Annotated in this window: 30 protein-coding genes and 1 riboswitch; of the genes, 21 read left to right on the plus strand and 9 right to left on the minus strand. The window is 40.8% G+C overall.

Annotated features, from left to right (window positions below):
- Window positions 1–122: 122 nt before the first annotated feature.
- Both HWX64_RS07255 and HWX64_RS21890 read left to right on the plus strand, forming a co-directional pair.
- Window positions 123–1,160 (plus strand): hypothetical protein, encoded by a 1,038-nt coding sequence (locus tag HWX64_RS07255; protein WP_175988605.1) that lies wholly within the window; start codon window positions 123–125, stop codon window positions 1,158–1,160.
- A gap of 89 nt (window positions 1,161–1,249) precedes the next feature.
- On the plus strand, window positions 1,250–1,366 hold the full coding sequence (locus HWX64_RS21890; RefSeq protein ID WP_254871119.1) for a DUF6254 family protein: 117 nt from the start codon (window positions 1,250–1,252) through the stop codon (window positions 1,364–1,366).
- Between the two features lie 46 nt (window positions 1,367–1,412).
- Here the strand turns inward: HWX64_RS21890 and HWX64_RS07260 are convergent, their stop codons facing one another.
- On the minus strand, window positions 1,413–2,798 hold the full coding sequence (locus HWX64_RS07260) for a DUF2254 domain-containing protein (protein WP_175988607.1): 1,386 nt from the start codon (window positions 2,796–2,798) through the stop codon (window positions 1,413–1,415).
- A gap of 277 nt (window positions 2,799–3,075) precedes the next feature.
- Window positions 3,076–3,255, minus strand: a complete 180-nt coding sequence (locus HWX64_RS07265; RefSeq protein WP_175988609.1) for a DUF2187 family protein — start codon at window positions 3,253–3,255, stop codon at window positions 3,076–3,078.
- A gap of 169 nt (window positions 3,256–3,424) precedes the next feature.
- On the opposite strand from HWX64_RS07265, the gene HWX64_RS07270 reads away from it, so the two are divergent.
- The 3 genes from HWX64_RS07270 to HWX64_RS07280 all read left to right on the plus strand — a co-directional run bounded on the left by HWX64_RS07270 (window position 3,425) and on the right by HWX64_RS07280 (window position 5,242).
- Window positions 3,425–3,619: a hypothetical protein gene (locus HWX64_RS07270; protein ID WP_175988611.1), complete on the plus strand. Its 195-nt coding sequence runs from the start codon at window positions 3,425–3,427 to the stop codon at window positions 3,617–3,619.
- A gap of 130 nt (window positions 3,620–3,749) precedes the next feature.
- A complete protein-coding gene (locus HWX64_RS07275) occupies window positions 3,750–4,337 on the plus strand; it encodes a cell wall hydrolase (protein WP_254871063.1) in 588 nt (195 codons plus the stop codon).
- Window positions 4,338–4,504: 167 nt separating this feature from the next.
- Window positions 4,505–5,242 carry an SDR family oxidoreductase gene (locus HWX64_RS07280; RefSeq protein ID WP_175988613.1) on the plus strand — a complete coding sequence of 246 codons (738 nt, stop codon included), beginning with the start codon at window positions 4,505–4,507 and terminating at the stop codon, window positions 5,240–5,242.
- A gap of 60 nt (window positions 5,243–5,302) precedes the next feature.
- Here the strand turns inward: HWX64_RS07280 and HWX64_RS07285 are convergent, their stop codons facing one another.
- A complete protein-coding gene (locus HWX64_RS07285) occupies window positions 5,303–5,683 on the minus strand; it encodes a PilZ domain-containing protein (RefSeq protein WP_175988615.1) in 381 nt (126 codons plus the stop codon).
- A gap of 148 nt (window positions 5,684–5,831) precedes the next feature.
- Between HWX64_RS07285 and HWX64_RS07290 the strand changes: the two genes are divergently transcribed.
- The 8 genes from HWX64_RS07290 (at window position 5,832) to ptsP (ending at window position 13,690) form a co-directional block, all read left to right on the plus strand.
- Window positions 5,832–6,764, plus strand: a complete 933-nt coding sequence (locus HWX64_RS07290) for a MoxR family ATPase (protein ID WP_175988617.1) — start codon at window positions 5,832–5,834, stop codon at window positions 6,762–6,764.
- Between the two features lie 5 nt (window positions 6,765–6,769).
- A complete protein-coding gene (locus HWX64_RS07295; protein ID WP_175988619.1) occupies window positions 6,770–7,966 on the plus strand; it encodes a DUF58 domain-containing protein in 1,197 nt (398 codons plus the stop codon).
- Window positions 7,936–9,228, plus strand: coding sequence for a hypothetical protein (locus tag HWX64_RS07300; protein WP_175988621.1), 1,293 nt, complete (start codon window positions 7,936–7,938; stop codon window positions 9,226–9,228). The genes HWX64_RS07295 and HWX64_RS07300 overlap by 31 nt, the downstream gene beginning before the upstream one ends.
- Window positions 9,229–9,315: 87 nt before the next feature.
- On the plus strand, window positions 9,316–9,933 hold the full coding sequence (locus HWX64_RS07305; protein ID WP_175988624.1) for an ATP-binding cassette domain-containing protein: 618 nt from the start codon (window positions 9,316–9,318) through the stop codon (window positions 9,931–9,933).
- A 14-nt stretch (window positions 9,934–9,947) separates the two neighbouring features.
- Complete coding sequence (gene fetB, locus HWX64_RS07310; RefSeq protein WP_175988626.1) at window positions 9,948–10,730, plus strand: ABC transporter permease; 783 nt, start codon at window positions 9,948–9,950, stop codon at window positions 10,728–10,730.
- Between the two features lie 108 nt (window positions 10,731–10,838).
- Window positions 10,839–11,102 carry a hypothetical protein gene (locus HWX64_RS07315; protein ID WP_175988628.1) on the plus strand — a complete coding sequence of 88 codons (264 nt, stop codon included), beginning with the start codon at window positions 10,839–10,841 and terminating at the stop codon, window positions 11,100–11,102.
- Between the two features lie 600 nt (window positions 11,103–11,702).
- Window positions 11,703–11,969, plus strand: coding sequence for a phosphocarrier protein HPr (locus HWX64_RS07320; protein WP_032089054.1), 267 nt, complete (start codon window positions 11,703–11,705; stop codon window positions 11,967–11,969).
- Entirely contained in the window at window positions 11,969–13,690 is a 1,722-nt protein-coding gene (gene ptsP, locus HWX64_RS07325; RefSeq protein ID WP_175988630.1) for a phosphoenolpyruvate--protein phosphotransferase, read from the plus strand. Before HWX64_RS07320 ends, ptsP begins: the two co-directional genes overlap by 1 nt.
- A 132-nt stretch (window positions 13,691–13,822) precedes the next feature.
- On the opposite strand, the gene HWX64_RS07330 is transcribed toward ptsP, so the two are convergent.
- The gene (locus HWX64_RS07330) at window positions 13,823–14,494 is read right to left on the minus strand and encodes a GNAT family N-acetyltransferase (protein ID WP_175988632.1); all 672 of its coding nucleotides are present in this window, start codon (window positions 14,492–14,494) and stop codon (window positions 13,823–13,825) included.
- A gap of 366 nt (window positions 14,495–14,860) precedes the next feature.
- Here HWX64_RS07330 and HWX64_RS07335 point away from each other — a divergent pair, with 366 nt between their 5' ends.
- Entirely contained in the window at window positions 14,861–15,046 is a 186-nt protein-coding gene (locus HWX64_RS07335; protein ID WP_175988634.1) for a hypothetical protein, read from the plus strand.
- A 34-nt stretch (window positions 15,047–15,080) separates the two neighbouring features.
- Here the strand turns inward: HWX64_RS07335 and HWX64_RS07340 are convergent, their stop codons facing one another.
- On the minus strand, window positions 15,081–16,238 hold the full coding sequence (locus tag HWX64_RS07340; RefSeq protein ID WP_175988636.1) for an aminotransferase A: 1,158 nt from the start codon (window positions 16,236–16,238) through the stop codon (window positions 15,081–15,083).
- Between the two features lie 92 nt (window positions 16,239–16,330).
- Here HWX64_RS07340 and corA point away from each other — a divergent pair, with 92 nt between their 5' ends.
- Window positions 16,331–17,368, plus strand: coding sequence for a magnesium/cobalt transporter CorA (gene corA, locus HWX64_RS07345; RefSeq protein WP_254871064.1), 1,038 nt, complete (start codon window positions 16,331–16,333; stop codon window positions 17,366–17,368).
- An 88-nt stretch (window positions 17,369–17,456) separates the two neighbouring features.
- On the opposite strand, the gene HWX64_RS07350 is transcribed toward corA, so the two are convergent.
- On the minus strand, window positions 17,457–18,050 hold the full coding sequence (locus HWX64_RS07350; protein ID WP_175988638.1) for an HD domain-containing protein: 594 nt from the start codon (window positions 18,048–18,050) through the stop codon (window positions 17,457–17,459).
- 178 nt (window positions 18,051–18,228) lie between these two features.
- A riboswitch (PreQ1 riboswitch) is annotated at window positions 18,229–18,273 on the plus strand.
- Between the two features lie 180 nt (window positions 18,274–18,453).
- Between HWX64_RS07350 and queC the strand changes: the two genes are divergently transcribed.
- The 3 genes from queC to queE are packed head-to-tail and all read left to right on the plus strand — an operon-like array spanning window position 18,454 to window position 20,272.
- Window positions 18,454–19,116, plus strand: a complete 663-nt coding sequence (gene queC, locus HWX64_RS07355) for a 7-cyano-7-deazaguanine synthase QueC (RefSeq protein WP_175988640.1) — start codon at window positions 18,454–18,456, stop codon at window positions 19,114–19,116.
- On the plus strand, window positions 19,116–19,553 hold the full coding sequence (locus tag HWX64_RS07360) for a 6-carboxytetrahydropterin synthase (RefSeq protein ID WP_175988642.1): 438 nt from the start codon (window positions 19,116–19,118) through the stop codon (window positions 19,551–19,553). Before queC ends, HWX64_RS07360 begins: the two co-directional genes overlap by 1 nt.
- Window positions 19,550–20,272, plus strand: coding sequence for a 7-carboxy-7-deazaguanine synthase QueE (gene queE, locus HWX64_RS07365; protein ID WP_175988644.1), 723 nt, complete (start codon window positions 19,550–19,552; stop codon window positions 20,270–20,272). The genes HWX64_RS07360 and queE overlap by 4 nt, the downstream gene beginning before the upstream one ends.
- Window positions 20,273–20,343: 71 nt before the next feature.
- Here the strand turns inward: queE and HWX64_RS07370 are convergent, their stop codons facing one another.
- Window positions 20,344–20,544 carry a hypothetical protein gene (locus HWX64_RS07370; RefSeq protein ID WP_175988646.1) on the minus strand — a complete coding sequence of 67 codons (201 nt, stop codon included), beginning with the start codon at window positions 20,542–20,544 and terminating at the stop codon, window positions 20,344–20,346.
- 194 nt (window positions 20,545–20,738) lie between these two features.
- Between HWX64_RS07370 and HWX64_RS07375 the strand changes: the two genes are divergently transcribed.
- The gene (locus tag HWX64_RS07375; RefSeq protein WP_175988648.1) at window positions 20,739–21,641 is read left to right on the plus strand and encodes a chemotaxis protein; all 903 of its coding nucleotides are present in this window, start codon (window positions 20,739–20,741) and stop codon (window positions 21,639–21,641) included.
- 92 nt (window positions 21,642–21,733) lie between these two features.
- Here the strand turns inward: HWX64_RS07375 and HWX64_RS07380 are convergent, their stop codons facing one another.
- Window positions 21,734–22,201 (minus strand): YkyB family protein, encoded by a 468-nt coding sequence (locus HWX64_RS07380; protein WP_175988650.1) that lies wholly within the window; start codon window positions 22,199–22,201, stop codon window positions 21,734–21,736.
- 444 nt (window positions 22,202–22,645) lie between these two features.
- Window positions 22,646–22,945 carry a hypothetical protein gene (locus HWX64_RS07385; RefSeq protein WP_175986305.1) on the minus strand — a complete coding sequence of 100 codons (300 nt, stop codon included), beginning with the start codon at window positions 22,943–22,945 and terminating at the stop codon, window positions 22,646–22,648.
- Window positions 22,946–23,164: 219 nt separating this feature from the next.
- On the opposite strand from HWX64_RS07385, the gene HWX64_RS07390 reads away from it, so the two are divergent.
- Window positions 23,165–25,240 carry a GGDEF and EAL domain-containing protein gene (locus tag HWX64_RS07390; protein ID WP_175988652.1) on the plus strand — a complete coding sequence of 692 codons (2,076 nt, stop codon included), beginning with the start codon at window positions 23,165–23,167 and terminating at the stop codon, window positions 25,238–25,240.
- Between the two features lie 160 nt (window positions 25,241–25,400).
- Entirely contained in the window at window positions 25,401–25,616 is a 216-nt protein-coding gene (locus HWX64_RS07395) for a hypothetical protein (protein ID WP_175988654.1), read from the plus strand.
- Window positions 25,617–25,624 lie beyond the last annotated feature (8 nt).

Genomic DNA, 25,624 nt, shown 5'->3' on the forward strand with positions numbered 1-25,624 from the left:
GTGGGATTTGCGAAAGAACTTATAGTCAGCGTAGTCCGTTGAAAAAGGTAATTTATTGTCATTTGCTTCTGAATTCTTCTGCTTGTACATAGAGTGAAGTAGAAGAGGTATGAGGTGAGTGAATGAAAAGATTATCAGGGGCATTTCAAATTGCAGCCGTCTATGTCGGCACGGTCATTGGAGCAGGCTTTGCTACAGGCAGGGAAATCGTGGAATTTTTTACCCGGTTTGGGTTTATAGGCTTTATTGCCATCTTATTTAGCGGATATTTATTTATCACGATGGGAACGAGAATTATGATTAAATCTCATGATTTGAAAGCTAAATCATTTGAACAATTTAACGAATATTTATTTGGTAAGTGGTTTTCAAAGTTCATGAATATTATGATGATGGTCATGTTGATTGGAGTTTCCGCTGTCATGTTGTCAGGGGCCGGGGCAGTATTCCAAGAGCAGCTCATGATGCCTAAACAGCTGGGCGTCCTGCTGACGATCTTACTCGGATTCCTCACCATGATGGTCGGGATGAAGGGGCTTTTTGCAGTCAACACATTTGTTGTGCCGATTATGATTCTGTTCAACTTATTTTTGATGGCATATTCAGTAACGGATAGTCGGTTTTTAGAAGCGTTCTTGACCATTCCTCCTGTAGACGACGGGTGGAAATCGGTTGTTGCCCCTTTTTCCTATGTTGCGTTTAATTTAGCGATGGCTCAAGCGGTGCTTGTACCGGTAGCAAGTGAAGTGAAAGATCGTCAGGTAATAAAGTACGGCGGTTATTTAGGCGGTTTCTTTTTAACGCTTATCCTCATCTCGAGCCATTTGACCCTTGTGATGATCCCGGATGTGACATTGTATGAAATTCCTATGGCGGTCGTCATGAAATCTTTTGCAGCAGGCATTTATTATCTTTACATTTTAATCATATACGGGGAAATTTTCACCTCTGTCATAGGCGGTGTATTTGGGGTGGAGAAACAGCTTGCGGGCTATTGGAAAGGTCCTCCGATCGCAACATTTATCGGAATCTTTACAGTCATCTACTCGCTGAGCTTTTTTGAATACAGCGAGTTGCTGTCTTATTTGTATCCATTGTTTGGTTATCTGAGTTTAATGTTTTTAGTGCTGTTATGGATGAAGCATGAGGATAAGAAATGAATGTATGGGATTTCAACTTAAATCTTATATGAGTAATTCTTCGTTTTTTGCTCATTATATAAGTGTAACTGGTAAAAGGAGGCTGTATGATGACAAAATCGAAGCATGAGAAAGAAAGACAATGGGATGTAAGAAAAAAGGATCAAAAACCTCATGGCAAGGTACCTTCATTTAAGGAATTATCACAGGATGCTAAACAGAAGTAAGCGAATGAGGGATGGCAGCAGCCATCCCTCTTACTCTATCTGTGTTCTATCCTTTTTTCTTAAAATTCAATGCATCAGCGGTCCTATATTTCTTAGGGAAAAAAGAATTTCTGACTTCGTCGTGGTCCCAATCAGTCTTATCACAGCTTGAGGCCAGCTCTTCAATGTAGTGCATCAAATACTGCATATCAAGGTTTTGCAAACGATCATAATCTATTCCTTCCAAGATGTAATCCTTAAACGTCCACACAATCTCCTTAGTGTCTTCCTTATTATTTTCGGCTATCATTCGGAGGGACCTGAGTATTTCAGTTGTCACTGAGATATCCTGCCTGCCGTAATGTCTCAGCTGATAAAAACTCTTATACAGATAATCTACAAATGCGGGCTGTTCCAATATGATGCGGATGGTGTCTTCTTTGTCGGTAATATAGGAACCAGGAAGCTTGTGTCTGGCTAATTTTGATAAGATGATCCCTATTTCTTCAATACAATTCTTGGCTGTATTAGGGTCATTTATAGCGGGCGAGATGGCTCTCAGCGCGATCTCTACCAACTTTCGTATTCCAAGATCTATGTCTTCGATCGGCTCCTTATCCGGTCCGAGGATGATGTAGTTCAAATATTCTTCCGGCTTGATTTCTTCATGAATGGACCAAATCGTCATCGCCGCGGTTCCTTCTAATAAATATTCCCCTGGAGTTTTGATCATCCGTACAATGCAATCATCGCTAATCGCTTTATTGAGCAGACCTTCAATCTCAATGTGCTGCAGATAGCCTGATTCATTACTGTAAACGTAACATGGTTTTGTATCTTCAAATGAAAGGGGATTAATTCCACTTTGCGACTCGACTTTATCTTTTTTTCTGTATAGTGGGCTGGTCTCTATTTTGTTGTTGGTTTTAATCGTAATATTATGTATCAGTTTGCTGACTTTCACCCAGTTGGAAACATGGTGAACAAAATACACAAATACAAAGAGGCAGAAGATCGCTACCAGGGCAGCGAATGCAGCTGAAATAAATAGTTCCTGGCCTGACTCATCCTTCAATAGTATGAGAAGGGTGATACAGTACACAACGCCTGCCACGAATATCGCAAGAACGCGTTGAGTGGGGCGGTCATTAATGAAATTTTGGAGTGTCCTGGGCGAATACTGTGATAAAAAGGTTGTGAGGACAACCATGATTGTGGAGAAGGTAATGGTCGTCATGGTCATGATGGAGGATGCGATTGTACTGATGATCATCATGCTCAAGTCGAAGTTGGCAAATAAAACTTTAGGCAGAAGAGGATAGTTGTGCTGGCTTAGCCACCAATCAAAAAAGAAGGTGGCGATGGCGAGGGCCAATGAAATCAGTGAAAAAATTAATGGGACAAACCAAAAGCTCTTCTGAGCCTTTTTGAAGATATGGACATTCAGATGCATCGTCGATGAGCCACCTTTTAAAATAATATGCTATAAGAATATCCTGAACGAAAGAAAAGAAACTATTCATTCTCCTTTTAAATGACTATAGCTTTGAGTACTTCGATTATAAAATCGATTTGTTTTATTGCTAAATCACCTTTTTCTCTATCATCTTCAAATTAAGATGGAGGGCGGCCGGGAATACTCACTCATGTAGTTAATATTGGTGCTGAAATGTATACACTATGATGAAGAGCTTTGCCCGGCCTGTACTTTATGTAGTGAACAGAAATATTTATTGCTCAATAATTGTATAGTTTTTGTGATTGACGACGGTCTTTTCTTCCAGTTCAAGTTCTCTGTAATTTTTCATGTATGTGAGATCGACAATTACAGAATTCTCATTTACTTTTTCCACAATCCCTTTTAATCCTTCTTTAAATTCGATTACGTTTCCGATTTCTGCTTTTTTCATTCGAGGTCTCTCCTTTTTGCCAAAATTCTACAAACAATTACTAATATTTTGACTTAAACAGCCTAAAAGGTAAAGAGTTTTCTAACAATTTAATAAAAAAACTAATACTTGTAGTTTTTTTATAGTCAAATAAAATAGTAGTAGACAATCTATGGAGGGGGATACTTACATGATGGAAAGCGACATTTTGCAGCTGATGGATTCATTAAGGAATAAAGAAACAGAAGAAATACGAATTGAGAAAGAAGACTTTCTCTCATTCAGAGCGGTCTTGGTTAAACAAACAGACTTCAAGCATTTCAGAGGAATCGCCGAGCATGGAGGCAATATCCGCTACCAATATCTTGATACACCAAGAAGTTGAAAGATAAAACGGATGTGTAATCATTATGATGAAAAGGAAAGTTTGTTTAGCTGAGGTAACCATTACCGGGTGAATTCCTGAACATCCCTTGTTAATGTATAGGGTGAATACCGTAAAGGGGGAATTCAAGTTGAGAAAACAACTGCTTTCAGGATTGGCGGCACTCGGCATGCTTGCTTTTTCTACTTCCGCCGCAGCTGCAGAAGATGCTCATACCGTTAAAAAGGGTGAGTCGCTGTGGGAAATAGGTAAAGAAAATTCAGTTCCTGTACTTCAATTGATGGAAGCTAACGGTTTGAAGTCACATGAGATTCATCCCGGACAATCCATCAGCCTGCCGGAAACGGATATTTCAGAGGAAGAAAAAGAATTGCTTGCGAAGCTTGTCCATGCGGAGGCTGAAGGCGAGCCTTATTCAGGCAAGGTAGCTGTAGCGACTGTTGTGCTGAACAGAGTCGATTCAAATGAGTTTCCTGATTCTATTAAAGAAGTAGTTTATCAAGTTGCCCAAGGGCATTATGCGTTTTCACCTGTACAAAATGGAGAAATCAATAATACGGCATCCGATGAATCCAGAAATGCCGTTAATGAAGCCTTGGCATTTAGAGGCCAGGGACAGGGTTCATTGTTCTTCTATAACCCGGATACATCAACCAGTTCTTGGATTACATCGACCGATACCACGATGACGATCGGGAACCACGTGTTTGCGAAATAATGGGATAAGGGATGGTTATAAAGTTTGAAAATATAAGGATTAACCAGCCATTTTTAAAATGGCTGGTTAATCCTTTTTGCCTTTGGGGCTATTGTAGTTCATGACTCCTGTTTTTGAACCTGCCAAAAAAGGGTAGTCTAATAATATCTTGGAAGGAGAGATGGAATATGGCTAAGCGCATTTTCTGTATTACAGGGGGAGCAAATGGAATAGGGAAGTCTTTGGTTGAGCGATTTGCAGTACAAGGTGAATTTGTCCATTTCTTTGACAAGGATCGGGAAGGCGGGGAAAGGCTGGAGGCGGATTTGATTAACAGTGGATACGAAGCCCAGTTTCATGAGATAGATGTTGCTTCCTATGAAGAAATCAAAAGAGGTTTTCATACCATCCGAAATAAACATGATTCACTCCATGTCCTTATTAATAATGCGGGAATCTCTAAATTCATATCATTTTGGGATATGACCCCGGAGGAATGGAATACCATTATTTCTGCGAACTTAAGCAGTGTATTTTACTGTTCGAGGGAAGCGGCAGAACTCATGAAGGATAATGGGGGATCGATCATCAATATTGCTTCTACAAGAGCACTCATGTCTGAGGCTGATACGGAAGCATACTCAGCTTCCAAAGGAGGTATCTCAAGCTTGACGCACTCGCTGGCGATTACGCTGGGTGAGTACAGAATCAGAGTGAACTCTATAAGCCCCGGGTGGATTGAAACAGGTGATTACTCATCCTTGCGGGAGGTTGATCATAGTCAGCATCCATCTCGGCGGGTCGGCAAGCCTGAAGATATAGCAAGAGCCTGCCAGTTTTTAGCTCATCCCGATAACGATTTCATAACCGGTGAAAATCTGGTTGTTGACGGGGGCATGACCAGAAAAATGATGTATGAGCATTGATGAGCCGCTTTTTTGAAGAAAAACATAAATTGACGAGCCAGATCCTTGCAGGGATCTGGCTTAAACCCGTTTGTCGTCTATCTGTTCATTTACATACTGTTTTAGTTCTTTGATGATCATCGTCTTCGTTTTTTCATCTTCTGATGCTTCAATACCATACACGTACCGACCAAAGACTATTTTTTTCCATACCGGCTTTCCGAGCATTGTGATCACAGAGTGATTTAATTTGAAATGAAGATCCAAAAGATAGGTGCCGTGTTCTACCGGCAAATCGAGCGCAGTTTTCATTTTTGCACCATTAGGGCTTAAGTCAATCAGCAGCGCGTCAGACTGTTTGGTTTCAATTAAGATCCCATTTTTTTCTACAATCAGTCGGTAAGTTGCATGTATGGGTTCGTTAAATGTATAGCGGAAGGGTTCATGACGTTTGTACTGCATACCCATCACCTTTTTAAAAATATATTCTTATTATAATTCAAGAAGAAAATGTCTTACAAGAATCTATGAAATTAAATATCTATTATGAGAATATTTGCTAAATTTTTACTATTTTATTATAATAAGAGCTTAGAAAGAGGGGATGAGTATGACTCGTTTAAGAAATATAAAAAGAGAAATAAATAAGGTGCTTGTTGGAAAAGACAAAGAAATTGACCTACTTTTGATCGCATTACTTCAGGGAGGACATGTGTTACTTGAAAGTGTCCCCGGGACGGGTAAAACGTTACTTGCAAAAACATTTTCGCAGTGTATCGAAGGATCATTTAAACGAATCCAATTCACACCGGATGTCCTGCCGAGCGATGTGACCGGGATCCAATTTTTCAATCCTAAAACTCAGGAATTTGAACTTCGGACCGGTCCAGTCGTTGCAAATGTATTACTGGCTGATGAAATCAACCGTGCCACTCCGAGAACGCAGGCAAGTTTACTCGAAGTAATGGAGGAGAAACAAATTACGATAGATGGTGAAACGGTACCATTAAAACCGCCTTTCATCGTTGTTGCCACTCAAAATCCGATTGAATCACAGCAGGGGACATTTCCGCTTCCAGCAGCCCAGCTGGATCGATTTTTACTGAAGGTCCCTTTTACATATCCTGAATTTGAGGAAGAAAGAATGATCCTGAGCCGTTTTAAATCGGAACAGCCTTTGAATGCAGTGAGAGCCGTCATGAGTTTATCAGAAGTAGAGGCTTTGTCCAAAGAGGTAAAGAACGTACATGTCTCAGTTGACATAGAGTCATATATCCTGCAAATGACAAGGGGAACGAGGGAACACGAGTTGATTGAAGTAGGGGCCAGTCCACGGGCAAGTCTGGCACTCCTGAAAGCCGCACAGGGTCAGGCCTTCATTGAGGGCAGAGATTTTGTCAGACCGGAAGATGTTTTATTTGCAGCTCCTTATGTCCTTCAGCACAGAATCCAATTAACCGCAGAAGCTTCACTGACAAAGTCCGAGGAAGAAGTTATAGCAAGATTGATTGAAACCATCATTCTTCCGGTTGAAACGAGGTAGCGGAAGTGACTTGGAAGCGTGAAGTGATTGAGGAGGGACCATATAACGCATTAAGTGAAATTCTTTTAATCATCCTGACAGCAGCGAGCTTATTTTTTCAGTTCTACCCCGGGGCGGCGATCTTTCTGCTATGCATCGTCTATTTCAGATTCCATAAATGGTATCTTGAAAATATCGGGAAGGAATTGACAATAAAACAGCCGCCAAAGCGTGTCCGGCTGCACTCAGAAGAAAAGGGGTACTGGGATCTCCATTTTGACAATGGAGGAATACCGGTGTGGGGGGCTGAATTAAGATTCACCTTCAAAGATATCGTCCAGCCTGCGGAACATCCTTTTGATACCTATCACGGCGGGAACATAGAAGTATCGATTCCCTTCACGATGGGGAGAGGGGAAAGTGGGAAAGTCTCGCTGCCGATTGTCGGGAAAAGAAGGGGGCTCTGCCGGTTGACGAGAGTTCAGATTCTCATTCCACATTTATTCGGAAGCGGTAAAGTACTTATGGAATTAATGGAACCTGTTAAATCTACAATCATGGTTTTTCCAACTCCTTTCCCTGTCATTCTTGACAATAAACATGACTCTCATGATATCGGCGAGGTGCCAGCCTTGCATTCGCTATTTTACGATGTCTTTCAGCCGATAGGGACAAGGGAGTATGTATCTGGTGACAGGTTTCAGGACATCCACTGGAAAGCAAGCGCAAGGACGCAAGCTTTGCAGACGAAAATCTTTGCCCCTGCTGTTAAGAAAGAGTGGATGATTGCGGTAAACCTTTCAGAGAAGTATTCGATTACGAGAGACCTGGAAAAGATCATCAAACATACTGCCTATTTAATGCACCTTGCTGTGGAACAGCAGATTTCATTCTCACTTGTGGTGAATATCGGGAGTCAGGGAATTACTCCGTTCTATTACTTGCCTTCGGGTACAGGCAGGAAACATCAGCAAAAAGCCCTTGAAATGCTTTCGGCATTATCTACTGACGATGCGACAATTCCGTTTCATATTGTACTGCAGCATCTTTACATTCGTCAGCTAGTGCCTTCTGTATTGATCACGGCAGGTAAACTTTCAGTGGAAAGTGAGAATAGATTAAGTAAAATTAGAGCGGGGCAAAGGGAAATTTATTCAATGCATATTGAAGATAAACAAGGAGCCGTAACGTTATGGAAACAAAGATCGAAAATCCCATCTTGACCAGCAGACAGCAGCATCTTCTGCTGAAAATAGCACTATTATTTGGCGTGGATCTTCTATTCGTGGTGCTCACTGCAACTTTGATGGTCGAAAAGGAAGAGATTCTGACCCGATATGTCCCGTATATATCAGTTGTGTTTCTCTTCTTGTATCCGGCGATGATTATCTGGGTAAAGAAGAAAGGCATTCATTCTTTGATTCTGTACTCAGTCCTTCTGATCTCAGGGGCAGCAGGGTTCTTTCTGTTCAATATTTCCCTGTGGCTGACAGTGGTTATCCTATTATTTCTTCATTGGAGGATAGGCTCCTATTTTCAAAGTGAAGATGATCAAATCGAGGTCTCAAGCTCGATGGTACTGGGATTTCTATGCCTGTCTGCATGTTCGCTTATCATAGGTAATGTAAGGGATTTGGGGAATGGCATGATCGTAATGATCCTTATCCTCTTATTATTTTCCCTCGTTTCAACCGTGACCAGCTTCCAAAGGATGCTGAAAGGAGGCGGCGGGGAAGCGGGTGATAATAAGAGATATCTGATGAAACCCTTCGGCGTATTGCTCATTGTGTTAGCCGCCGCCGGTGTTTTGTCTGTCTTCAGTACTTATGCCAGAAGCGGGTTTTACTGGATTTTAAATAAAGTATTCTGGCTCTTTTCTTTCCTTGTCAATCCTCTTTTCGCTTTGTTGGAAAAGGTGAGGGATTGGATCATGAGTAAGATTTCAAGGGATACGCTTTCAGGTTTTGGGCTGAAGTTTCCGGAAGAAAAAATTGACGAGACACAGCAAGCGGCTTTCTATGAGGGAATGTCTTTTCCATGGCTGAACGAAATGTTGATCGGCATCTTTATCCTGGCCGCCATCATCTATATCATCAAAAAGAAAAAAATAGAGTATGAAATAGAATCAGAAGGACAGATTGCCACTCTGATGACCAGGGTGAAGAAAGGAAAACTTCAACCTAAAGATCATTCAGGCACATTCCACTATTCAGAAGCCGGGAATGCCATCCGTCAAGCGGTGAAGGAACTGGAAAAAGAGGCGGCTGTGCAGCAAATAGGCAGGAAATCCAACGAAAACATCCGAAGTTGGTTTGCCAGAATGGAAATGAACGAGGATGAAAGTTTCTTTATACTATATGAAGCAGTCAGATATGGAACCAAAATACCGGATGAAAATGAAGTAACCTTTTTTGCGCATCGAGTAAAACAACATATCTCTATATTGAAAGACAGATATATGGAAAAAAAATCTGATGCGGGCTGATAGTGAATTCAGCCTGCATCAGATTTTTTTATTTCGGTTCATCATAGGGTAAGATAAAAGGGTATAGCGTAAAGGGAGGTGCAGTTCATGTTATTTACCATCAGAGACCTGGTCTACAAAGATATACTGGAAATAGAAGAGATGGATATACTTGAAAACAAAAATACATGCATCATTGGAGAAAGCGGTGCGGGAAAATCCACCCTTTTGAAAATGCTCAATAAAATGTACATACCAGAAAAAGGCACTATTCGCTATAAGGGCAGACCAATCAAGGATATGGACCCTGTGGGTCTGCGGAGGGAAGTAGTGATGATTTCTCAGACCCCTTTACTTTTTGGTGACACAATAGAAGAAAACCTTCAAAAAGGGCTGATTTTTTCTGAAAAGCAAACCGCAACCCGTGAAGAAATGAACCGGACTCTGAAAATAGTGAAACTGGACAAGGATCTGGATACAGATGCAAAAGATTTATCCGGGGGCGAGAAGCAGCGTTTGTCTCTTGGGAGGGTCCTTCTGATGAAACCCGAAGTATATTTACTGGATGAGCCGACCTCCGCATTGGACGAGGATACAGAATTAGAAGTGATGAAAAGCTTCATTCACGCAACGGGTGATCATGGAGGGACAGTGATCATGGTGACTCATTCAACGAATGTTGCTGAACAGTATGGTGATGAAATAATCAAGATCACTAAAAGGTAGGGGGCGATCATCAGGTGGAAAAAGGAATCATCAATATCGAACTTTGGAGATTCATTGCAGCATATGCGTTCATACTTATTTTGCTAATCATTGTAAAACTAAGAGGGATCTCAAGGGAAAAGCAAATCATCATTGCATCTTTGAGAATGACAATCCAATTGATCATAGCCGGATACATCCTGACTTATATTTTTGATAACCCAAGCCCGTGGCTGACACTGTTGATCATCTTAGTCATGGAGGTATTCGCCATTAGGAATGTCTTCAAGCAGGTGAAACACGAATTGAGTAAACAGCTTAAAGCCACTGTCAGTATTGCGATGACGGCTGGAACGCTTGGCTGCCTGTTTTATTTCAATATCGTAGTCATCCACTTCACCCCTTGGTACGAACCGCGTTATTTCATTCCGATAGCAGGGATGATCGTGGGAAATTCAATGACCGGCATCACACTGGGACTCAATACCCTCCTAGGCGGGCTGAAAGACCAGAGAGAAGTAGTGGAAGGTGCTTTGATGCTGGGTGCTACACCAAAAGCAGCATCCAAGAAATATGTCGATAATGCTTTCGACTCCGCCATCCTTCCCACCCTGAATAATATGATCGGCATGGGAATCATCTTCCTGCCAGGAATGATGACCGGCCAGATTCTTTCAGGCGTCAGTCCGCTGGTGGCAATTGAGTATCAAATCGCCATCTTGCTCGGAATCGTGGGAAGTGTTGCTTTGACAGTCATCCTTTTCATTTACTTAGGCTATAAGTTCCTTTTCACTAAGCATTGCCAATTAAATATATAAGTGAATCTTCCGTTTTAGTGAAATTGATAGAAAGTAGAAACCTCCCGTTCTTTTCTCCCTATATGACTGCATATGATAGAGAAAGAAGAATGGGGAGGAGAATTCTTTATGAAGTATGAAACAGAGCAAGCACTGCGTGTAAAAAGCCTGGCGATGGATGTAATAGAAGAATTGATGAAAGATGACCCGGTCTATGAAGCGAGAGACCTGAAACAAGTCTCTGAATTATTCGCCCGATGCATCTGTGACCTCGTGAACGTATACACCAACACTTCAGAAGACCATCAATCAACCCTCAGCGGAACAGTCATCAAAGCCAGAATCGGCTATAACACCCTGCTTAAAAACAGGACTATTAATGTGAAGGAATAATAAGTATATTGAAAAAAGAAAATGATTCTATCTTCGACCATTATGAAATATCTCATTTTTTTGTATGTAATGATGGATTGCTCCTTCTGTTGTTAAAGCTGATTTAACTGTATAAGACCCAGCTGTTGATTGGAGTGCCAGGACGAAGACTCCTGCGGGAGAAGTGGCCAATGTGAGACGTGTCGAGCTGCGGCTAGAGGCTGGAGATCATAAGTCAAGCAAGCCAAAAAGGCAAAAAGCGCCTTTCCGGCTTGCTCGTCTTATGCTTGTCGCCTCTGATCGAGCCGTCTCCGCCTGTCTTCCCCGAGGCTCACCGGACACCAGCAGAAAGCGAAGTCCTGCACGGAAATCAACAGCGGCATAAAAACTACTCATTTTTTGGGGAAACATAAAATGACAAACATAATAGTGGCAAATATATGAAATACTAAAAAAATAAAGCTTTACAATTGTGTATATCGCCATTGCATGCTATTCTTTTTTATTGAGCAGGCTTATAGGAAGAATGGATTAATCACTAGAAATAGTTGACGTTTTCTTCATTATCCATTACTTTTATGAAGCAACCAAAAACAATGTAGAATAAGGAGTCGATTCATAATGGCACAAAAAACATTTACAGTTACAGCTGAAACAGGAATTCATGCCCGCCCGGCAACACTATTGGTTCAAACGGCAAGCAAATTCGACAGCGATGTACATCTTGAATACAAAGAAAAGAAAGTAAACTTAAAATCAATCATGGGAGTTATGTCTCTAGGTGTCGGCAAGGATGCACAAATCACAATCATTACTGAAGGAAGCGACGAAGAAGAAGCACTGAAGAGCCTGGAAGAAACGTTAAATAAAGAAGGTTTAGCTGAGTAATGTCAAGCATCTTAAAAGGCATTGCGGCATCTAACGGGATTGCCATTGCTAAAGCTTATCGTCTGGTAGAACCTGATTTAAATTTCGAAAAGAAGTCTGTTGAAAATGCAGATGAAGAAGTAGCTCGTTTTCAGGCGGCGATTTCAACTTCTAAATCAGAGCTTGAAGCGATCAGGGATAAGGCAAGGGAAGATTTAGGTGAAGACAAAGCCCAAATCTTTGAAGCACATCTTTTAGTATTAAGCGATCCAGAATTACTGACACCTATTGAAGATAAAGTGAAAACTGAAAGTGTAAACGCTGAATTTGCACTTAAAGAAACTGCTGACATGTTCGTTTCTATGTTCGAGTCAATGGACAATGAATATATGAAAGAACGTGCAGCGGATATCAGAGACGTAACCAAGCGCGTCCTTTCACATTTACTTGGAGTTCAAATTGCCAACCCAAGTATGGTGACTGAAGAAGTGATTGTCATTGCAGAGGACCTGACTCCATCTGACACTGCACAATTAAACCGTCAGTTTGTAAAAGGATTTACAACCGACATCGGAGGCAGAACATCTCACTCTGCCATTATGGCTCGTTCAATGGAAATCCCTGCGGTTGTTGGTACAAAATCTATTACTTCCTCTGTTGAAAATGGTGACATGGTAATCGTTGACGGCTTAAATGGGGAAGTACATATTAACCCAACGCCTGAGGTCATTGAAGAATATAAAAAAGAGCATGCACGCTATGAAGAACAAAAGGCGGAATGGGCTAAGCTTGTAAACGAGCCGACCGTTTCCAAAGATGGTCAACATGTAGAGCTGGCAGCGAATATCGGAACGCCTAAAGATTTAGAAGGTGTAAAGAATAACGGCGGTGAAGGGGGAGGACTTTATCGTACAGAATTCCTATACATGGGGCGCGATGAGCTTCCGACTGAAGAAGAACAATACGAAGCCTATAAGGCAGTGCTTGAAGGCATGGAGGGCAAACCTGTTGTTGTGCGTACGCTTGATATCGGGGGCGACAAAGAACTTCCATATCTAAACCTTCCTAAGGAAATGAATCCATTCCTTGGGTATCGTGCGATTCGTCTTTGTCTGGACGAGCAGGAAATCTTCCGTACCCAATTAAGAGCATTATTGAAGGCGAGTCCTTATGGTAACTTGAAGATCATGTTCCCGATGATTTCAAATCTACAGGAGTTCAGAGAAGCAAAAGCGATTCTTGAAGAAGAGAAAAAATCACTCGTGGATAAAGGTACAGAAGTAGCCGACAAAATGGAAGTGGGAATCATGGTTGAAATTCCATCGACTGCTGTCATGGCTGATGTATTCGCCAAGGAAGTCGATTTCTTCTCAATCGGCACAAATGACTTGATTCAATATACAATGGCAGCCGATCGTATGAACGAACGCGTGTCTTACCTGTATCAGCCATACAACCCTGCAATTCTGCGCCTTGTGAAAATGGTCATTGATGCAGCTCACAATGAAGGCAAATGGGCAGGTATGTGCGGTGAAATGGCTGGCGATGAAATTGCCGTGCCTATTTTACTTGGGCTAGGTTTGGATGAGTTCTCAATGAGTGCTACATCCATTTTAAGAGCACGTTCCCAAATCCATCGTCTGAATCAAAGCGATATGAAAAAGCTTGCTGAAGAAGTGCTTCAACTAGACACAAATGACGAGGTCATCAAAGCGGTTGAAAAAGCTGTTTCCCAAAGTTAAAATAATGTTTAACTATCGGTAACGGGGGGTAATGTAATAAAGAATAAGAAGTTGAGGCACCCAAACGGCCTTTTCATTCTCATTTCCCCCTTTTCTAAGGATTGAAAGAGAGTACTCTTTCAATCCTATTTTTTATGTCCAATGAATGAAAGGATTTTTCCATTCCATCAATAGTCCATAATCGCAGGATTCTTCATCATCAAGATAGCCTTTTACTGCTTTTAACGGCGTTCTTCCGCATTGAAGCAGGAATGTTATGACAGGATCTTTGTATTCGCCGGCAGTTAATTTTTTAACATATTCCTCAATAGTAAAGAGATGAGAAAACTTGTGGTAAGTAGGGATGCGGCCGCCGCCCAGAAGACGGTGGAGGTGCAAATGAACCACAATCTCATACATGGCATTCATTAATACTTTTCCAAGTTTATATCCGCGGAAATCAGGATCGATGCAGAGGTCGACTATGTAAAGGGTATTTCCATTCTGATTATGTGTCCGGATGTAGCCTTCATCCGTCATTTCATCCCAGGTATGATCAGGTCTGGAGGAATGAAAGTCGACAATAAGACCAGTCATACTGCCAGCTATTTGCCCGTCAATCTCTACACAAAGGGCACCTAATGGGAAATGCTTTATATGATTCTCCAATTGATCCCTATCCCACCATAACTCCTCAGGGAAAGGCGGAGGGAAGGCCCGTTGCTGGATCCGAATGAGTTCATCGAAATCAGACTCTGTATAATTCCGGATAACGGCTTGATGCACTTGATCTTTTCTGAAAACAAACTGTTCTTTACGATACATGACAGAACCTCATTTATCAGAATTTACTTGTTCATTATACTTGATGAAAGCGCTTTTTTAAAGGTATTTCACAAAAATAATTTGTAAGCAGCTTTTTCTGTAAAGAAATAAATAAAAAAATTAAAAATAAAAGGTTTAGTTATTCTGAAAGGCGGGTAATCTATAAGCAAGCATGAAATTGGAGATTAATTTCTCACTAACACCCCCTTTTCCTTTTTTTGACTGACTCAGTATATTGCTGAGCAGTCTTTTTTTTGTGCATTTAAATGACAGTTTTTGCCCGTAGGTTTGAATTGAATATTTCCCTTTGACAGATAAATAATAACTATAGTGTTTCTGCAAAGAAATACAAAAAGTGAAGAGGGTGTGAGGGAAAAGGCAAAACGCACAAAGAAGAACGACCCGCAGCAAAAAAATAAAAAGGGATTTGATTCTTCCCAGTTGAATCAAGAGTTCGCACACGAATTTGGCAGTGCAGCAACGAATAAGATTCACAAAGATAAAGCCAAAAAAGAAAAAGCATCTAAAAACAACGGAGAATATAAAAAGTAATAGAAAAGGACAGACCTTGACAGGTCTGTCCTTTTTACATGTGTTTGGTGACGAATGACTCAATCCGTGACAGACCTTCTTTTAACTGCTCCAACGAGCATGCATATGAAAGGCGTATATATCCTTCGCCATATGTTGAAAAAGCGTCTCCGGGGACCACAGCCACTTTTTCTTCCTGTGCAAGGGCAAGGGCGAATTCAAATGATGTCATATCAATCATGTCCGGGATTTTAACAAAGAAATAAAAAGCACCATCAGGAAGGACGAGATTATGAAATCCGATTTCCTGTAACCGTTTATATACATAATCTCTTCGTATTTTATATTCCTTTTTCATCTCATCAGCATCATTTACACCGGTTGTCAAAGCTTCATATGCTGCTTTCTGGGAGACAGAAGAAGCACAGGACACATTGTATTGATGGACCTTCAGTAAGTGTTTACTTATACATTCCGGAGCAAAGATCATCCCTATTCTCCAGCCTGTCATACTGTGGGACTTTGAAAGGCCATTGATCATGATTGTTTGATCTCTTAGAAATTCAGCGATCGAACGATGAGCCCCATCGAATGTCAATTCACTATAAATTTCATCTGCAACTGCAAAGATTCCTCGGCCCTTGAGTACGGAGGCAATCTCCTTTAATTCTGCTGCAGTCAAACTGACCCCAGTAGGGTTGGAAGGATATGGAAGGATGATGCATTTTGTGGAATCTGTCATATGTTTCTTTATTGATTCTGCACTGACCTTGAACCCGTTTTCTGTTGTATCGATATGGATGGCTTTTGCGCCGCACAGATGGATGATGGGTTCGTACCCGGGATATACAGGGCCGGGAAGTAGACATTCATCTCCTGGTTCTAAAATCGAACGAAGCACTACATCGATTCCCTGGGAAGCACCACTTGTCACTATCACTTCGGATTCAGGTTGATAATGCACATTATATTTTGAACCAACATAAGCGGATGCAGCTTCTCTTAACTGTAGAAATCCAGCATTATGCGTATAGGAAGTAAAGTCTTCATCTATTGCTCTCTTTGCAGCTTCCTTTACATGTAGAGGAGTGGGAAAGTCAGGCTGTCCTATAGTGAGGGAGATCATGCCTTCTATGTCAGCCACCATGTTAAAAAACTTTCGGATACCTGAGATTTTGATGTCCTTTACATTAGGATTTAAGTATTGTTCCAAGATGTACACCTACTTTTATCATTTGTAACATATTTTATCATTTTTTATTGGACCAAAGGTATGCTTTTGTTTGAATTGAATAAAAAAGGGGAATGGATAGAAAAGTAAAGATAGGCTTGAAGGTGATTACAGCAATGATTCGAACGACTGCAATTTTAAATAATGGGGATGTTCTCCAAGATGTGCCGGTATCGAGAGTTAAGGAAAGTGATGTGAAATGGTATTGGGTCGATTTTAACGAACCGACCGAAAGGGATATTCGTATGTTGAAACGTTTCTTTCAATTTCATCCTCTTGCAATAGAAGACTGCCTGGATGACTTTAGTGAGAGACCTAAATTGGATTTTTATGATGGGTATATTTTTGTGTTGATGCATGCGATCAGGCGCACGACACTTGAGTCATACGAAGTAAATCTCTTCGTGAATTCAAGATTCATCGTTACATTCCATAAAGAACCGGTTAAAGAAATAAATAACTTATGGAAGACGGTAAAAGAAGAAGGTGGACAGCTAAGTCCGTTTACCATCATGCATGGTATCGTGGACAGGCTGGTCGATGAGTATTTTCCTTTGATTTACAGCATTGAAGATCGCTTAAATACCATTGAAGAAAATACGAACGAGGATTCAGATTCAAATCTGATGGATGAATTATTCGATATCCGTCATGAAATGTCCAAATTGAGGAGAATCCTTATACCGATGCGGGACCTGCTGTACAGAATCAGTAATTCGGGCAGGTTGAATTCATTGAAAGAAGAGCAATTATACTTTAACGATGTGTATGACCACCTGATCAAACAAGTTGAGATGCTGGAGTCATATCGTGAATTTTCTGCAGATATACGCGATAATTATCTCTCTATCAATTCTGATAAAATGAATAATATCATGATGACGTTAACGGTCATCACGACGATTTTCATGCCTCTTACCTTTATTGCGGGACTTTACGGAATGAACTTCGTTTACATGCCGGAATTGAATGAGCATAACGGGTATTTCATCGTGCTAGGAGTAATGGCTGTGATTGCGTTCATCATGTTTGGCTTCTTTGTGAAGATAGGGTGGCTAAAATTCGGGACTAGGAAAAGAAGGCGGAAAAGAAGGCTTCTTAAGTTAAAATAATTCTGATGCAAATATCTGAATGGACTTGAAGGATTTGTTATATCCAATGAATAAAGAACGAGCGAACAGTTGTATGTCCGCTCGTTCTTTATTTTTTCACCTGCATCAGCCATGCATTTTCAACGGCGGTATTCACCCATTTCTCCATCTGTGAATGGATGCTTGGGGATACCTCCTTTATCCATTCGTTTCTCTTTAGGACCTGAGAAGCTTTTATCCCGTGTTCCTTCCATGACTTTCCTTCTGTCGCGACATTCAATAAAAGCGGTTGGATGTGATCGATCATATGCGCGTAGACTGCTTCATTGCTTGCTCCCTCTTCATATTCTTCCCATAATGCACGATATTCCTTACATATTGATTCGGGAAGTATACCGAACAGTCTGTCAGCTGCCCTCTGCTCCCTTTCTGCTTTGTCATGATAGCCGATAGAATCAAATGCATATGTGTCTCCTGCATCAATCTCGACCACATCATGCAAAAGTAACATTTTTAATGAAGTAAATAAATTTGTTTCTTCTTTTCTTTCATACGCTTCGAATAAAGTCATCGCCATTATTGCGACATGCCATGAGTGTTCCCCGCTGTTTTCCCTCCGTTTCTTGTTACTTATATAGGTACGGCGCTCAATATTTTTCAATTTGTCGATTTCCAATATGAATTCCATTAATTCTGTCAGCATTTAGATACCCCACTTTTTTTTGTCTATACATTATACTAGTTCTACCATCCGCACCAATCAAGTGAATGAAATTATATTCGGGTGTTCCGGGAATGAAAAATTCAGTTAAACGGTGGATTTTTACTCGAAAACGCGGTATATTGGATGAGGACAAAAGAAGAATTGGGATTACTTAATTTCCCGAGAGGTTCTAGCACAACCCTCTATAAAAAACTAAGGGAAACGGCATCCTTAGGTGTCGTTTGTTTTTGTTTAAGCAGATTTTCTCAAGCTGTTCCATACAGCTTTCACTCTGGCAGGAGACAGATTCAGAGGGAAGAGCATGATTATAGAGTTATAGAGAATCTTTTTTCTTCTTTTTAAGGCGGGGGATCAATGCCTAAAGAATGAGAGGAGAATGGCAATGAATCAAGAAAAAGCTTTAGTCGTCTTCAGCGGCGGGCAGGACAGTACCACTTGTCTGTTCTGGGCAAAAAAACAATTTAAAGAAGTGGAAGCAGTGACGTTTAATTATGGACAGCGGCATGTGGCTGAACTGGACTGTGCAAAAGAAATCGCGGAGGATTTAGATGTTCCGCATCATGTACTGGATTTGAGTTTATTGAACCAGCTCGCACCTAGTGCATTGACGAGGAATGATGAAGAGATCATTCACGAGGAAGGTGAATTACCTTCGACATTTGTGCCTGGGAGAAACTTGTTATTTCTGTCATTTGCAGGTGTGTTAGCAAAGCAGATCGGTGCAAAACATATCGTAACCGGTGTCTGTGAGACAGACTTCAGTGGATATCCTGATTGCAGGGATATTTTTGTGAAATCACTGAATGTCTCCTTGAATCTATCAATGGATGAACAATTTGTGATTCATACTCCATTAATGTGGATTAATAAAGCCCAGACTTGGGAAATGGCCGATCACCTCGATGCACTGCATTATATCCGGGAAAATACGTTAACCTGCTACAATGGTGTAAAAGGTGATGGGTGCGGTGAATGTCCTGCCTGTGAATTGAGACAAAGAGGTTTGAGTGATTATTTAGAGAGTAAAAAAGGAGGAGAGGAATAATGCTGCAGCAAATATATCCGACTCCTCAACATGGTTTTGAATTCGAACTGAATAAAGATATGCATTTTGCAGCAGCACATTATATACCACACGAGGATGCAGGTGATTGTCAGAAGGTGCATGGTCATACCTACTTTGCTAATATCACCATCGGGGGAAATGAACTGGATGAATCCGGCTTTCTTATTAATTTTCAACATATCAAAAAGTTGATTCATAAGCGGTTCGATCACTCTCTCCTGAATGAAGACAGCCGATTTTCAAATCATGATCCCATGAAATTCCCGACCACTGAAGCAGTAGCCAAGACGGTGTGTGAGATTGTGCAGCAGCATTTGGATACGTTGGCGCATCGGCCTCAGTGCCTTCAGGTGTTTTTGCGGGAGACACCCACATCCTATGTAATCTACAGACCTAAAAAGGGGAGAGCATCATGAAAAAAATCCCTGTCTTAGAGATATTCGGACCGACCATACAAGGAGAAGGCATGGTCATCGGACAAAAAACGATGTTTGTGAGAACGGCAGGATGTGACTATAGCTGTGCCTGGTGTGATTCAGCATTTACCTGGGACGGCTCTGCGAAAGACGATATCAGGCTCCTGACAGCTGAAGAGATATGGAATGAATTAAGAGAAATAGGCGGAGAACGTTTTTCACATGTGACGATTTCTGGAGGGAATCCTGCTCTCCTTACGAGTTTAAATGAGCTATTGACCATCTTTAAAGAGAAAAACATTCAGTCAGCACTTGAAACGCAAGGAAGCAGATGGCAGGATTGGTTCTATGATATCGATGATTTAACCATCTCACCCAAACCGCCAAGTTCCCATATGAAAACGGATTTTGAAAAATTGGACTTTATCGTTCAAAATTTGAGGGACAACGACTCCAACATCAGTTTGAAAGTGGTTGTCTTTAATGATGAAGATCTGCAATATGCAAAGGTGGTTCATCAACGATACCCGTCAATCCCTTTCTATATCCAGACTGGAAATCCAAAAGTGATGGAAGAAAATACAAAACAATTGGTTTCTGATTTACTGAATGATTACGAAGCATTGATTGATAGGGTCTCAAATGATGAAGAATTAAATCACGTCAGGGTTCTCCCACAGCTTCACACGCTTGTTTGGGGAAATAAAAGAGGCGTGTAATATATAAGTATAAGTACGAAAAAGCGATTGGAGGTTCTATCCCCAATCGCTTTTTTTAATGAAGTGTTGCATTACTTTTTTGAATTTTCATCTTGGTCGCGGTCAACACCTCTTTTGCCTTCTACATAAAAGACCTCATCAAAATCATCATTCCCCTCTTTATTCTTTCCAATTGCTAATAGAGGGTTTGAATACTGTGCTGGCAAAATGTGACCATTTATTTCTTCAAAATCGAGAATCCTTCTATTCTCCGTATCTCGTCTCTCTGGCATTTGTATACACCTCCTACCATTAGTTTGCTGATTCGGTATTGATGTATGTAATGAAAATGTATTATAGGATAAGCTTGGATTTTTGTAATACTGCAAAAATGTGTAAACAAGTGAAGGAATTGTTCGATATAAAATATGTGAGGTTTTTAAAAACATATGAACAATGCATTATTTAAGGGAAGGACGTTTTGAAATTGAATGATTCAAAAGGGATCCTGCTGGAAAGCGGGACAAATGAACTTGAACTGGTTGAATTTGAAGTTCAAGATAATAAATTTGGAATTAACGTAATAAAGGTGAAGGAAATCATTCTACCCACCCCAATCATTCCTATCCCGCACTCTCATCCTCATGTAAAGGGACTGATTCAATTGCGGGGAGAAGTTCTTCCCGTTGTGGATATGGCAAGAGTTCTGGGACTGGAAGAAAAAGAATCACCACAGTCAAAATTTATCGTATCTGAGTTCAATAAACAAAAAGTGGTTTTCCATGTACATAATGTTACTCAGATTCACCGAATTTCATGGGACCAGATTGAAAAACCATCGGAGATGTACTCTGGAATCAAATCAGGAATCATCGGGGTGGTGAAGCGTGAAGATTCTATGGTCCTCATGGTGGATTTTGAAAGTATCATGGTTGAAATCAATCCTGAATCCGGAATACACGTCGATCAATTGAAAAAACTCGGACCAAGAGAAAGAAGAGATAAAAGAATAGTGGCCGCTGAAGACTCGCCGCTTCTTCGAAAACTTCTGCATGACACATTGACTGAGGCGGGATACGATTCGGTTGAATTTTTTGAGAATGGGTCTGATGCATTGGCTTATCTGGAATCACTTGCAAAAGAAACCGGCCCTATCGAAGAATCAGTCGGATTGGTGATTACTGATATTGAAATGCCTCAAATGGACGGCCACCATCTTACAAAGAGAATTAAAAGTCATCCTGTCTTAAAGAAGCTGCCGGTCATCATTTTTTCTTCACTGATTACAAATGATTTAAGGCATAAAGGTGAGATGGTGGGGGCGGAGGAACAAGTAAGCAAGCCTGAAATAGCAGAGCTGATAACGAGGATTGATCAGTTCGTATTGTGATTGAAATAAAAATGGCCGTATGATTGTTCAATCATACAGCCATTTCCACCCTTTAGAGTGGATATGCGTTAATGCGCTAAATTCTCAAGGTATTAAAAGAAGCTGTCACCCAGCTTTTTAAATACAGGTTTTTGATAACTGCTTTTTCCATGTTTTTTACGTTTATCATCAGTATCAGACATTCCGGTATAGTCTTCCAAGATGCCTTTTGCCTGTTGAAGGCCCATTTTACTTTTCGGGTTCCTCATGGATTGGTCGAGTGTCCCCAGGTGCGGCAATTGTTTAAAATCTTCTTTTGAAGGAGGTATGTGGAAGGTGTATTCACCGCAATCAACCAGGACATCTGATTGCTGCTGACTGAATTTAGGATTCTTTGAAAAATGGAGTCCTACTTTTTTGGCTTTTCCTTCACGGATCATCTTCATCAATGCACGTTTTTTTAATGCATACAAATATTTTGGGTTACCGGCAGTCTTGGCATGGCGATTAACAGTGAAAATAGCTTGAGAGAGGGTATTTACTGATGTGGAGGAAGGGGTATTTTTACTAGGATTTCTCAAGTTTTTAGCTCCTTTCTGTTTTATTCCCTACTATTATACATTCTTTTCCTATGGTTGGAAAGGTTATGAAAATAATTTATTGTTAGAAAATGTTCAATTTTTTCAAAAAACTAAAAAGAACTGAATCATGTAAATGATCAGTTCTTTTGGGTTAATATGTTGATTGGTTATTGGCTTGGCGAGGCGCCTCCGCTTTAGGGTCATCCAGCTCCGGGGCTTAGAGGCACATGTCATAAGTCAAACCGTCCAAGAAGGCAAAGAGCGCCTTCGTGGCCGTTTCGTCTTATGCCACACGCCTCTGAGCAAAGCCCCTCCGCTTTAGGTGATATCCAGCTCCGGCGGCTAGCCCCTCGAGGTCATAAGTTAAATGGTCCAAGAAGGCAAAAAGCGCCTTCCCGGCCCATTCACCTTATGCTTGTCGGGGCTGGGCGAGCCGCCTCCGCTTTAGGGTGTTTGCGGGTAGATATTGATATTTTCTGTTACATTATACGGGGTAGGAGCGTACCCATTGCCACCGTATGGTGCGCCTCCATAAGCTCCATAGGCTCCATAAGGTCCATAAGGCGGGTAAGGCGGATAGTACGGCGGGCAGCAAGGTCTGTTAAATAAGAATGGACTGATGGCGAGACCAGCTAAACCCCCAGCTATAAACGGAAGACCAAAAAAAGGAAAGAAACGCTGATCGTAACCTCTCATGGCCGGGTTAATGTAATGATTATAAGGGTTAAACGAGCGATGATACATGAATAACCTCCTCTCTATTCTTATTATTCTATGGTCAGGTTCTTCACTGTGAGCCTGTTTATAAAGAAAAAGCAACAAAGAGGATTTACGGGTCTAAAATACTAAAGATGCAGTAAATATTGAATTTTCACACATGTTTATAGGAAATGTGACCATTTACTAGTACAATGTATATAGGAGAATATAATCAACCAAGTTCACGCGATGAGGATGAAATTCATGCAGGTATTAAACAAGAAACAAGAAAATGAAAAGTTAGACACTGTTTTAAAAGAAGTTGTTTTGGAAAATATAAATGACTTGATCTTTATTATGAAAGTCGAGGAAGGACCTTCCTTTCGTTATGTATATATAAATGAATCTGCAAAGAGAAGTACGGAAATAAAAAATGAAGATATGGGAAGGCTGCTGGATGATGTGCTTCCAGGAGAACTGGCAGCACGTCTCAAAGAAAAGTATGTTCAATTGGTAGAAAATGAAGAGACCATTATCTTCAGGGACACGATCATGCTTCCAGGAAGGGAACAGGTAGTAAATGAATCGATTTTAACCCCTATCAAAAATGAATCGGAAGAAATAGAATATGTTGTGTCCATCACGAGAGATGTCACACCCCTGATGAGAGAAAAGAGAAGGCTTACAAATGCAAAAAACAGATATAAATCGATCATTGAACATAATTTAGATGCCATTTTTATTTTGGACTCGAATGGGGTAATAAAGGAATCAAATATTGCCGGCTGTCAACTGACTGGTTATACCAAAACACAATTGATGAATTACAGTATCTTTGAGCTATTTCACTCATCGGTCAAGGAGGACCTGCAGCACACATTGGAAAAGGCATTGAGAGGCACGCCGGCTACTTTAGAGCATTGTTTGATGAAAACCAGCAAAAGGAAGGATAAAGTAACAAGCCTGAAAGCGGTCCCGATTGTGGTAAAAGAGAAATTTGACGGATGTTATATCATTGTCAAGGATAATACAATTTCTTACGAGCAAAATGAAATGATTCATTATATGGCACTTCATGACCAGTTGACCGGGCTTTGGAATCGAAAAGCTTTAGATGAGCATCTTCCCCTGTTCATTCAATCGATGGAGGATACGGAGAAGGAGCTGTCGGTCTTATACTTGGATTTAGATCGATTTAAATTTGTGAATGATACCCTTGGATTAAAAGGGGGAGACCGCTTCCTTAATAAAATATCAGAACGCTTGGTGACCTTGACTGATGAGCATTGTCTTCTATACAGACAAGGGGGCGATGAGTTCATTTATTTATTGAAGAATAGCAGCTTGGAAGATACAAAGAAAAAAGCAGGGGAAGTACTGTCGTTATTTCATCAATCATTTACGATAGATGGTCAGGAATTCTATATCAGTCCTTCCATCGGGGTAAGCCGTTACCCTGCGGATGGGTATGATGCCAATTCCCTCATCCAAAAGGCTGCACAGGCTCTGTTTCAGGTAAAAGAAAAAGGGAGGGCCCATTTCAGGTTTTATCAAACTCACATGGAATCAAGCTTTCCCAATTATATTATAATGGAATCACATCTGAGAAAAGCGATAGCAAAGGAAGAATTGTATATTCACTATCAACCTCAGATGAATTTATCAACTGGCAATGTCGACAGTTTTGAAGCGTTGATTCGCTGGAATAATCGGAAGTTCGGTTTCGTATCACCGGGACAGTTTATCCCGCTTGCAGAAGAAACCGGACTCATTCACGGAATCGGAGAGTGGGTGCTGGAGCAAGTCTGCATGCAATTAAAGAATTGGAGGAAAAAGGGCTATAAAAACGTAAGGATTGCGATAAATATATCTCCCAAACAATTTCTTCAAGAACAGCTTGTGGAAACGATAAGAGGGTACCTTGACAAGTATGAAATTCCCTCTGCATGCTTGGAAATTGAAATTACCGAGGGAGCCATGCAGGATACTCAGCAAACATTAAAAGTGCTCAAGAAACTAAAGGAGCTTGGTGTATTTATTTCCGTGGATGATTTTGGAACGGGTTATTCATCTCTAAATTATTTGAAAAGATTTCCTATCGACATCCTTAAAATAGATCAGTCGTTCGTTAGGGAAATCGGCTCCAGTCAAAAAGATTCGGCCATTACAACAACGATCATTCATCTCGCCCACAGTCTCGGCCTTGAAGTGATTGCAGAAGGTGTGGAAAAAGAGGGTCAGGTTCATTTCCTGAGAGAAGCAAAGTGCCAGAAAGCGCAAGGTTTTTACTTCAGTAAGCCAAAAGGTCCCGAAGAATTAGAGCATTATGTCCATGCTTAAACGGAAGCATTCTGATAATCTTAGGATTTGACAGGTGCAGGGCGATGACTTATGTTAAAACGAGGGCCGGATCATTCGCTTCGCTTCAGTACGGAATGAATCGGAGCAGAAATCGAAAGCCCTTCTACTAGAGCAATGTTTTTAAAGGAGAGGGATTAAGATGAAGAAGAAGCAAATGGAAATCCTGTTTCTCCCTACCGATAGAGGGACTGTCAAGGTGTATGTACAAGGATTTCATACTCCTCGATCTTTAGGTAAAGTCATCGTTACATTTGATCATGTTTCTGTCGAAGCGAAAGGATATAGAAGGAATAAGACGATTATTAAAGCTTTAGCGCAGCTTCATGAAACCATTGTTAATAATCAAGATAGTTAAATGACCTG

This window comes from Bacillus sp. Marseille-Q1617, assembly GCF_903645295.1.
Taxonomy (GTDB): Bacteria; Bacillota; Bacilli; order Bacillales; family Bacillaceae_B; genus Rossellomorea.

What these genes read in the sequence shown, in the direction of transcription:
- HWX64_RS07255 (WP_175988605.1), top strand. Translation starts at nt 123, where the DNA reads ATGAAAAGATTATCAGGGGCATTTCAAATTGCAGCCGTCTATGTCGGC.
- HWX64_RS21890 (WP_254871119.1), top strand. Translation starts at nt 1,250, where the DNA reads ATGACAAAATCGAAGCATGAGAAAGAAAGACAATGGGATGTAAGAAAA.
- HWX64_RS07260 (WP_175988607.1), bottom strand. Translation starts at nt 2,798, where the DNA reads ATGCATCTGAATGTCCATATCTTCAAAAAGGCTCAGAAGAGCTTTTGG.
- HWX64_RS07265 (WP_175988609.1), bottom strand. Translation starts at nt 3,255, where the DNA reads ATGAAAAAAGCAGAAATCGGAAACGTAATCGAATTTAAAGAAGGATTA.
- HWX64_RS07270 (WP_175988611.1), top strand. Translation starts at nt 3,425, where the DNA reads ATGATGGAAAGCGACATTTTGCAGCTGATGGATTCATTAAGGAATAAA.
- HWX64_RS07280 (WP_175988613.1), top strand. Translation starts at nt 4,505, where the DNA reads ATGGCTAAGCGCATTTTCTGTATTACAGGGGGAGCAAATGGAATAGGG.
- HWX64_RS07285 (WP_175988615.1), bottom strand. Translation starts at nt 5,683, where the DNA reads ATGCAGTACAAACGTCATGAACCCTTCCGCTATACATTTAACGAACCC.
- HWX64_RS07290 (WP_175988617.1), top strand. Translation starts at nt 5,832, where the DNA reads ATGACTCGTTTAAGAAATATAAAAAGAGAAATAAATAAGGTGCTTGTT.
- HWX64_RS07300 (WP_175988621.1), top strand. Translation starts at nt 7,936, where the DNA reads ATGGAAACAAAGATCGAAAATCCCATCTTGACCAGCAGACAGCAGCAT.
- HWX64_RS07305 (WP_175988624.1), top strand. Translation starts at nt 9,316, where the DNA reads ATGTTATTTACCATCAGAGACCTGGTCTACAAAGATATACTGGAAATA.
- HWX64_RS07315 (WP_175988628.1), top strand. Translation starts at nt 10,839, where the DNA reads ATGAAGTATGAAACAGAGCAAGCACTGCGTGTAAAAAGCCTGGCGATG.
- HWX64_RS07320 (WP_032089054.1), top strand. Translation starts at nt 11,703, where the DNA reads ATGGCACAAAAAACATTTACAGTTACAGCTGAAACAGGAATTCATGCC.
- ptsP (WP_175988630.1), top strand. Translation starts at nt 11,969, where the DNA reads ATGTCAAGCATCTTAAAAGGCATTGCGGCATCTAACGGGATTGCCATT.
- HWX64_RS07330 (WP_175988632.1), bottom strand. Translation starts at nt 14,494, where the DNA reads ATGTATCGTAAAGAACAGTTTGTTTTCAGAAAAGATCAAGTGCATCAA.
- corA (WP_254871064.1), top strand. Translation starts at nt 16,331, where the DNA reads ATGGATAGAAAAGTAAAGATAGGCTTGAAGGTGATTACAGCAATGATT.
- HWX64_RS07350 (WP_175988638.1), bottom strand. Translation starts at nt 18,050, where the DNA reads ATGCTGACAGAATTAATGGAATTCATATTGGAAATCGACAAATTGAAA.
- queC (WP_175988640.1), top strand. Translation starts at nt 18,454, where the DNA reads ATGAATCAAGAAAAAGCTTTAGTCGTCTTCAGCGGCGGGCAGGACAGT.
- HWX64_RS07360 (WP_175988642.1), top strand. Translation starts at nt 19,116, where the DNA reads ATGCTGCAGCAAATATATCCGACTCCTCAACATGGTTTTGAATTCGAA.
- queE (WP_175988644.1), top strand. Translation starts at nt 19,550, where the DNA reads ATGAAAAAAATCCCTGTCTTAGAGATATTCGGACCGACCATACAAGGA.
- HWX64_RS07370 (WP_175988646.1), bottom strand. Translation starts at nt 20,544, where the DNA reads ATGCCAGAGAGACGAGATACGGAGAATAGAAGGATTCTCGATTTTGAA.
- HWX64_RS07385 (WP_175986305.1), bottom strand. Translation starts at nt 22,945, where the DNA reads ATGTATCATCGCTCGTTTAACCCTTATAATCATTACATTAACCCGGCC.
- HWX64_RS07390 (WP_175988652.1), top strand. Translation starts at nt 23,165, where the DNA reads ATGCAGGTATTAAACAAGAAACAAGAAAATGAAAAGTTAGACACTGTT.
- HWX64_RS07395 (WP_175988654.1), top strand. Translation starts at nt 25,401, where the DNA reads ATGAAGAAGAAGCAAATGGAAATCCTGTTTCTCCCTACCGATAGAGGG.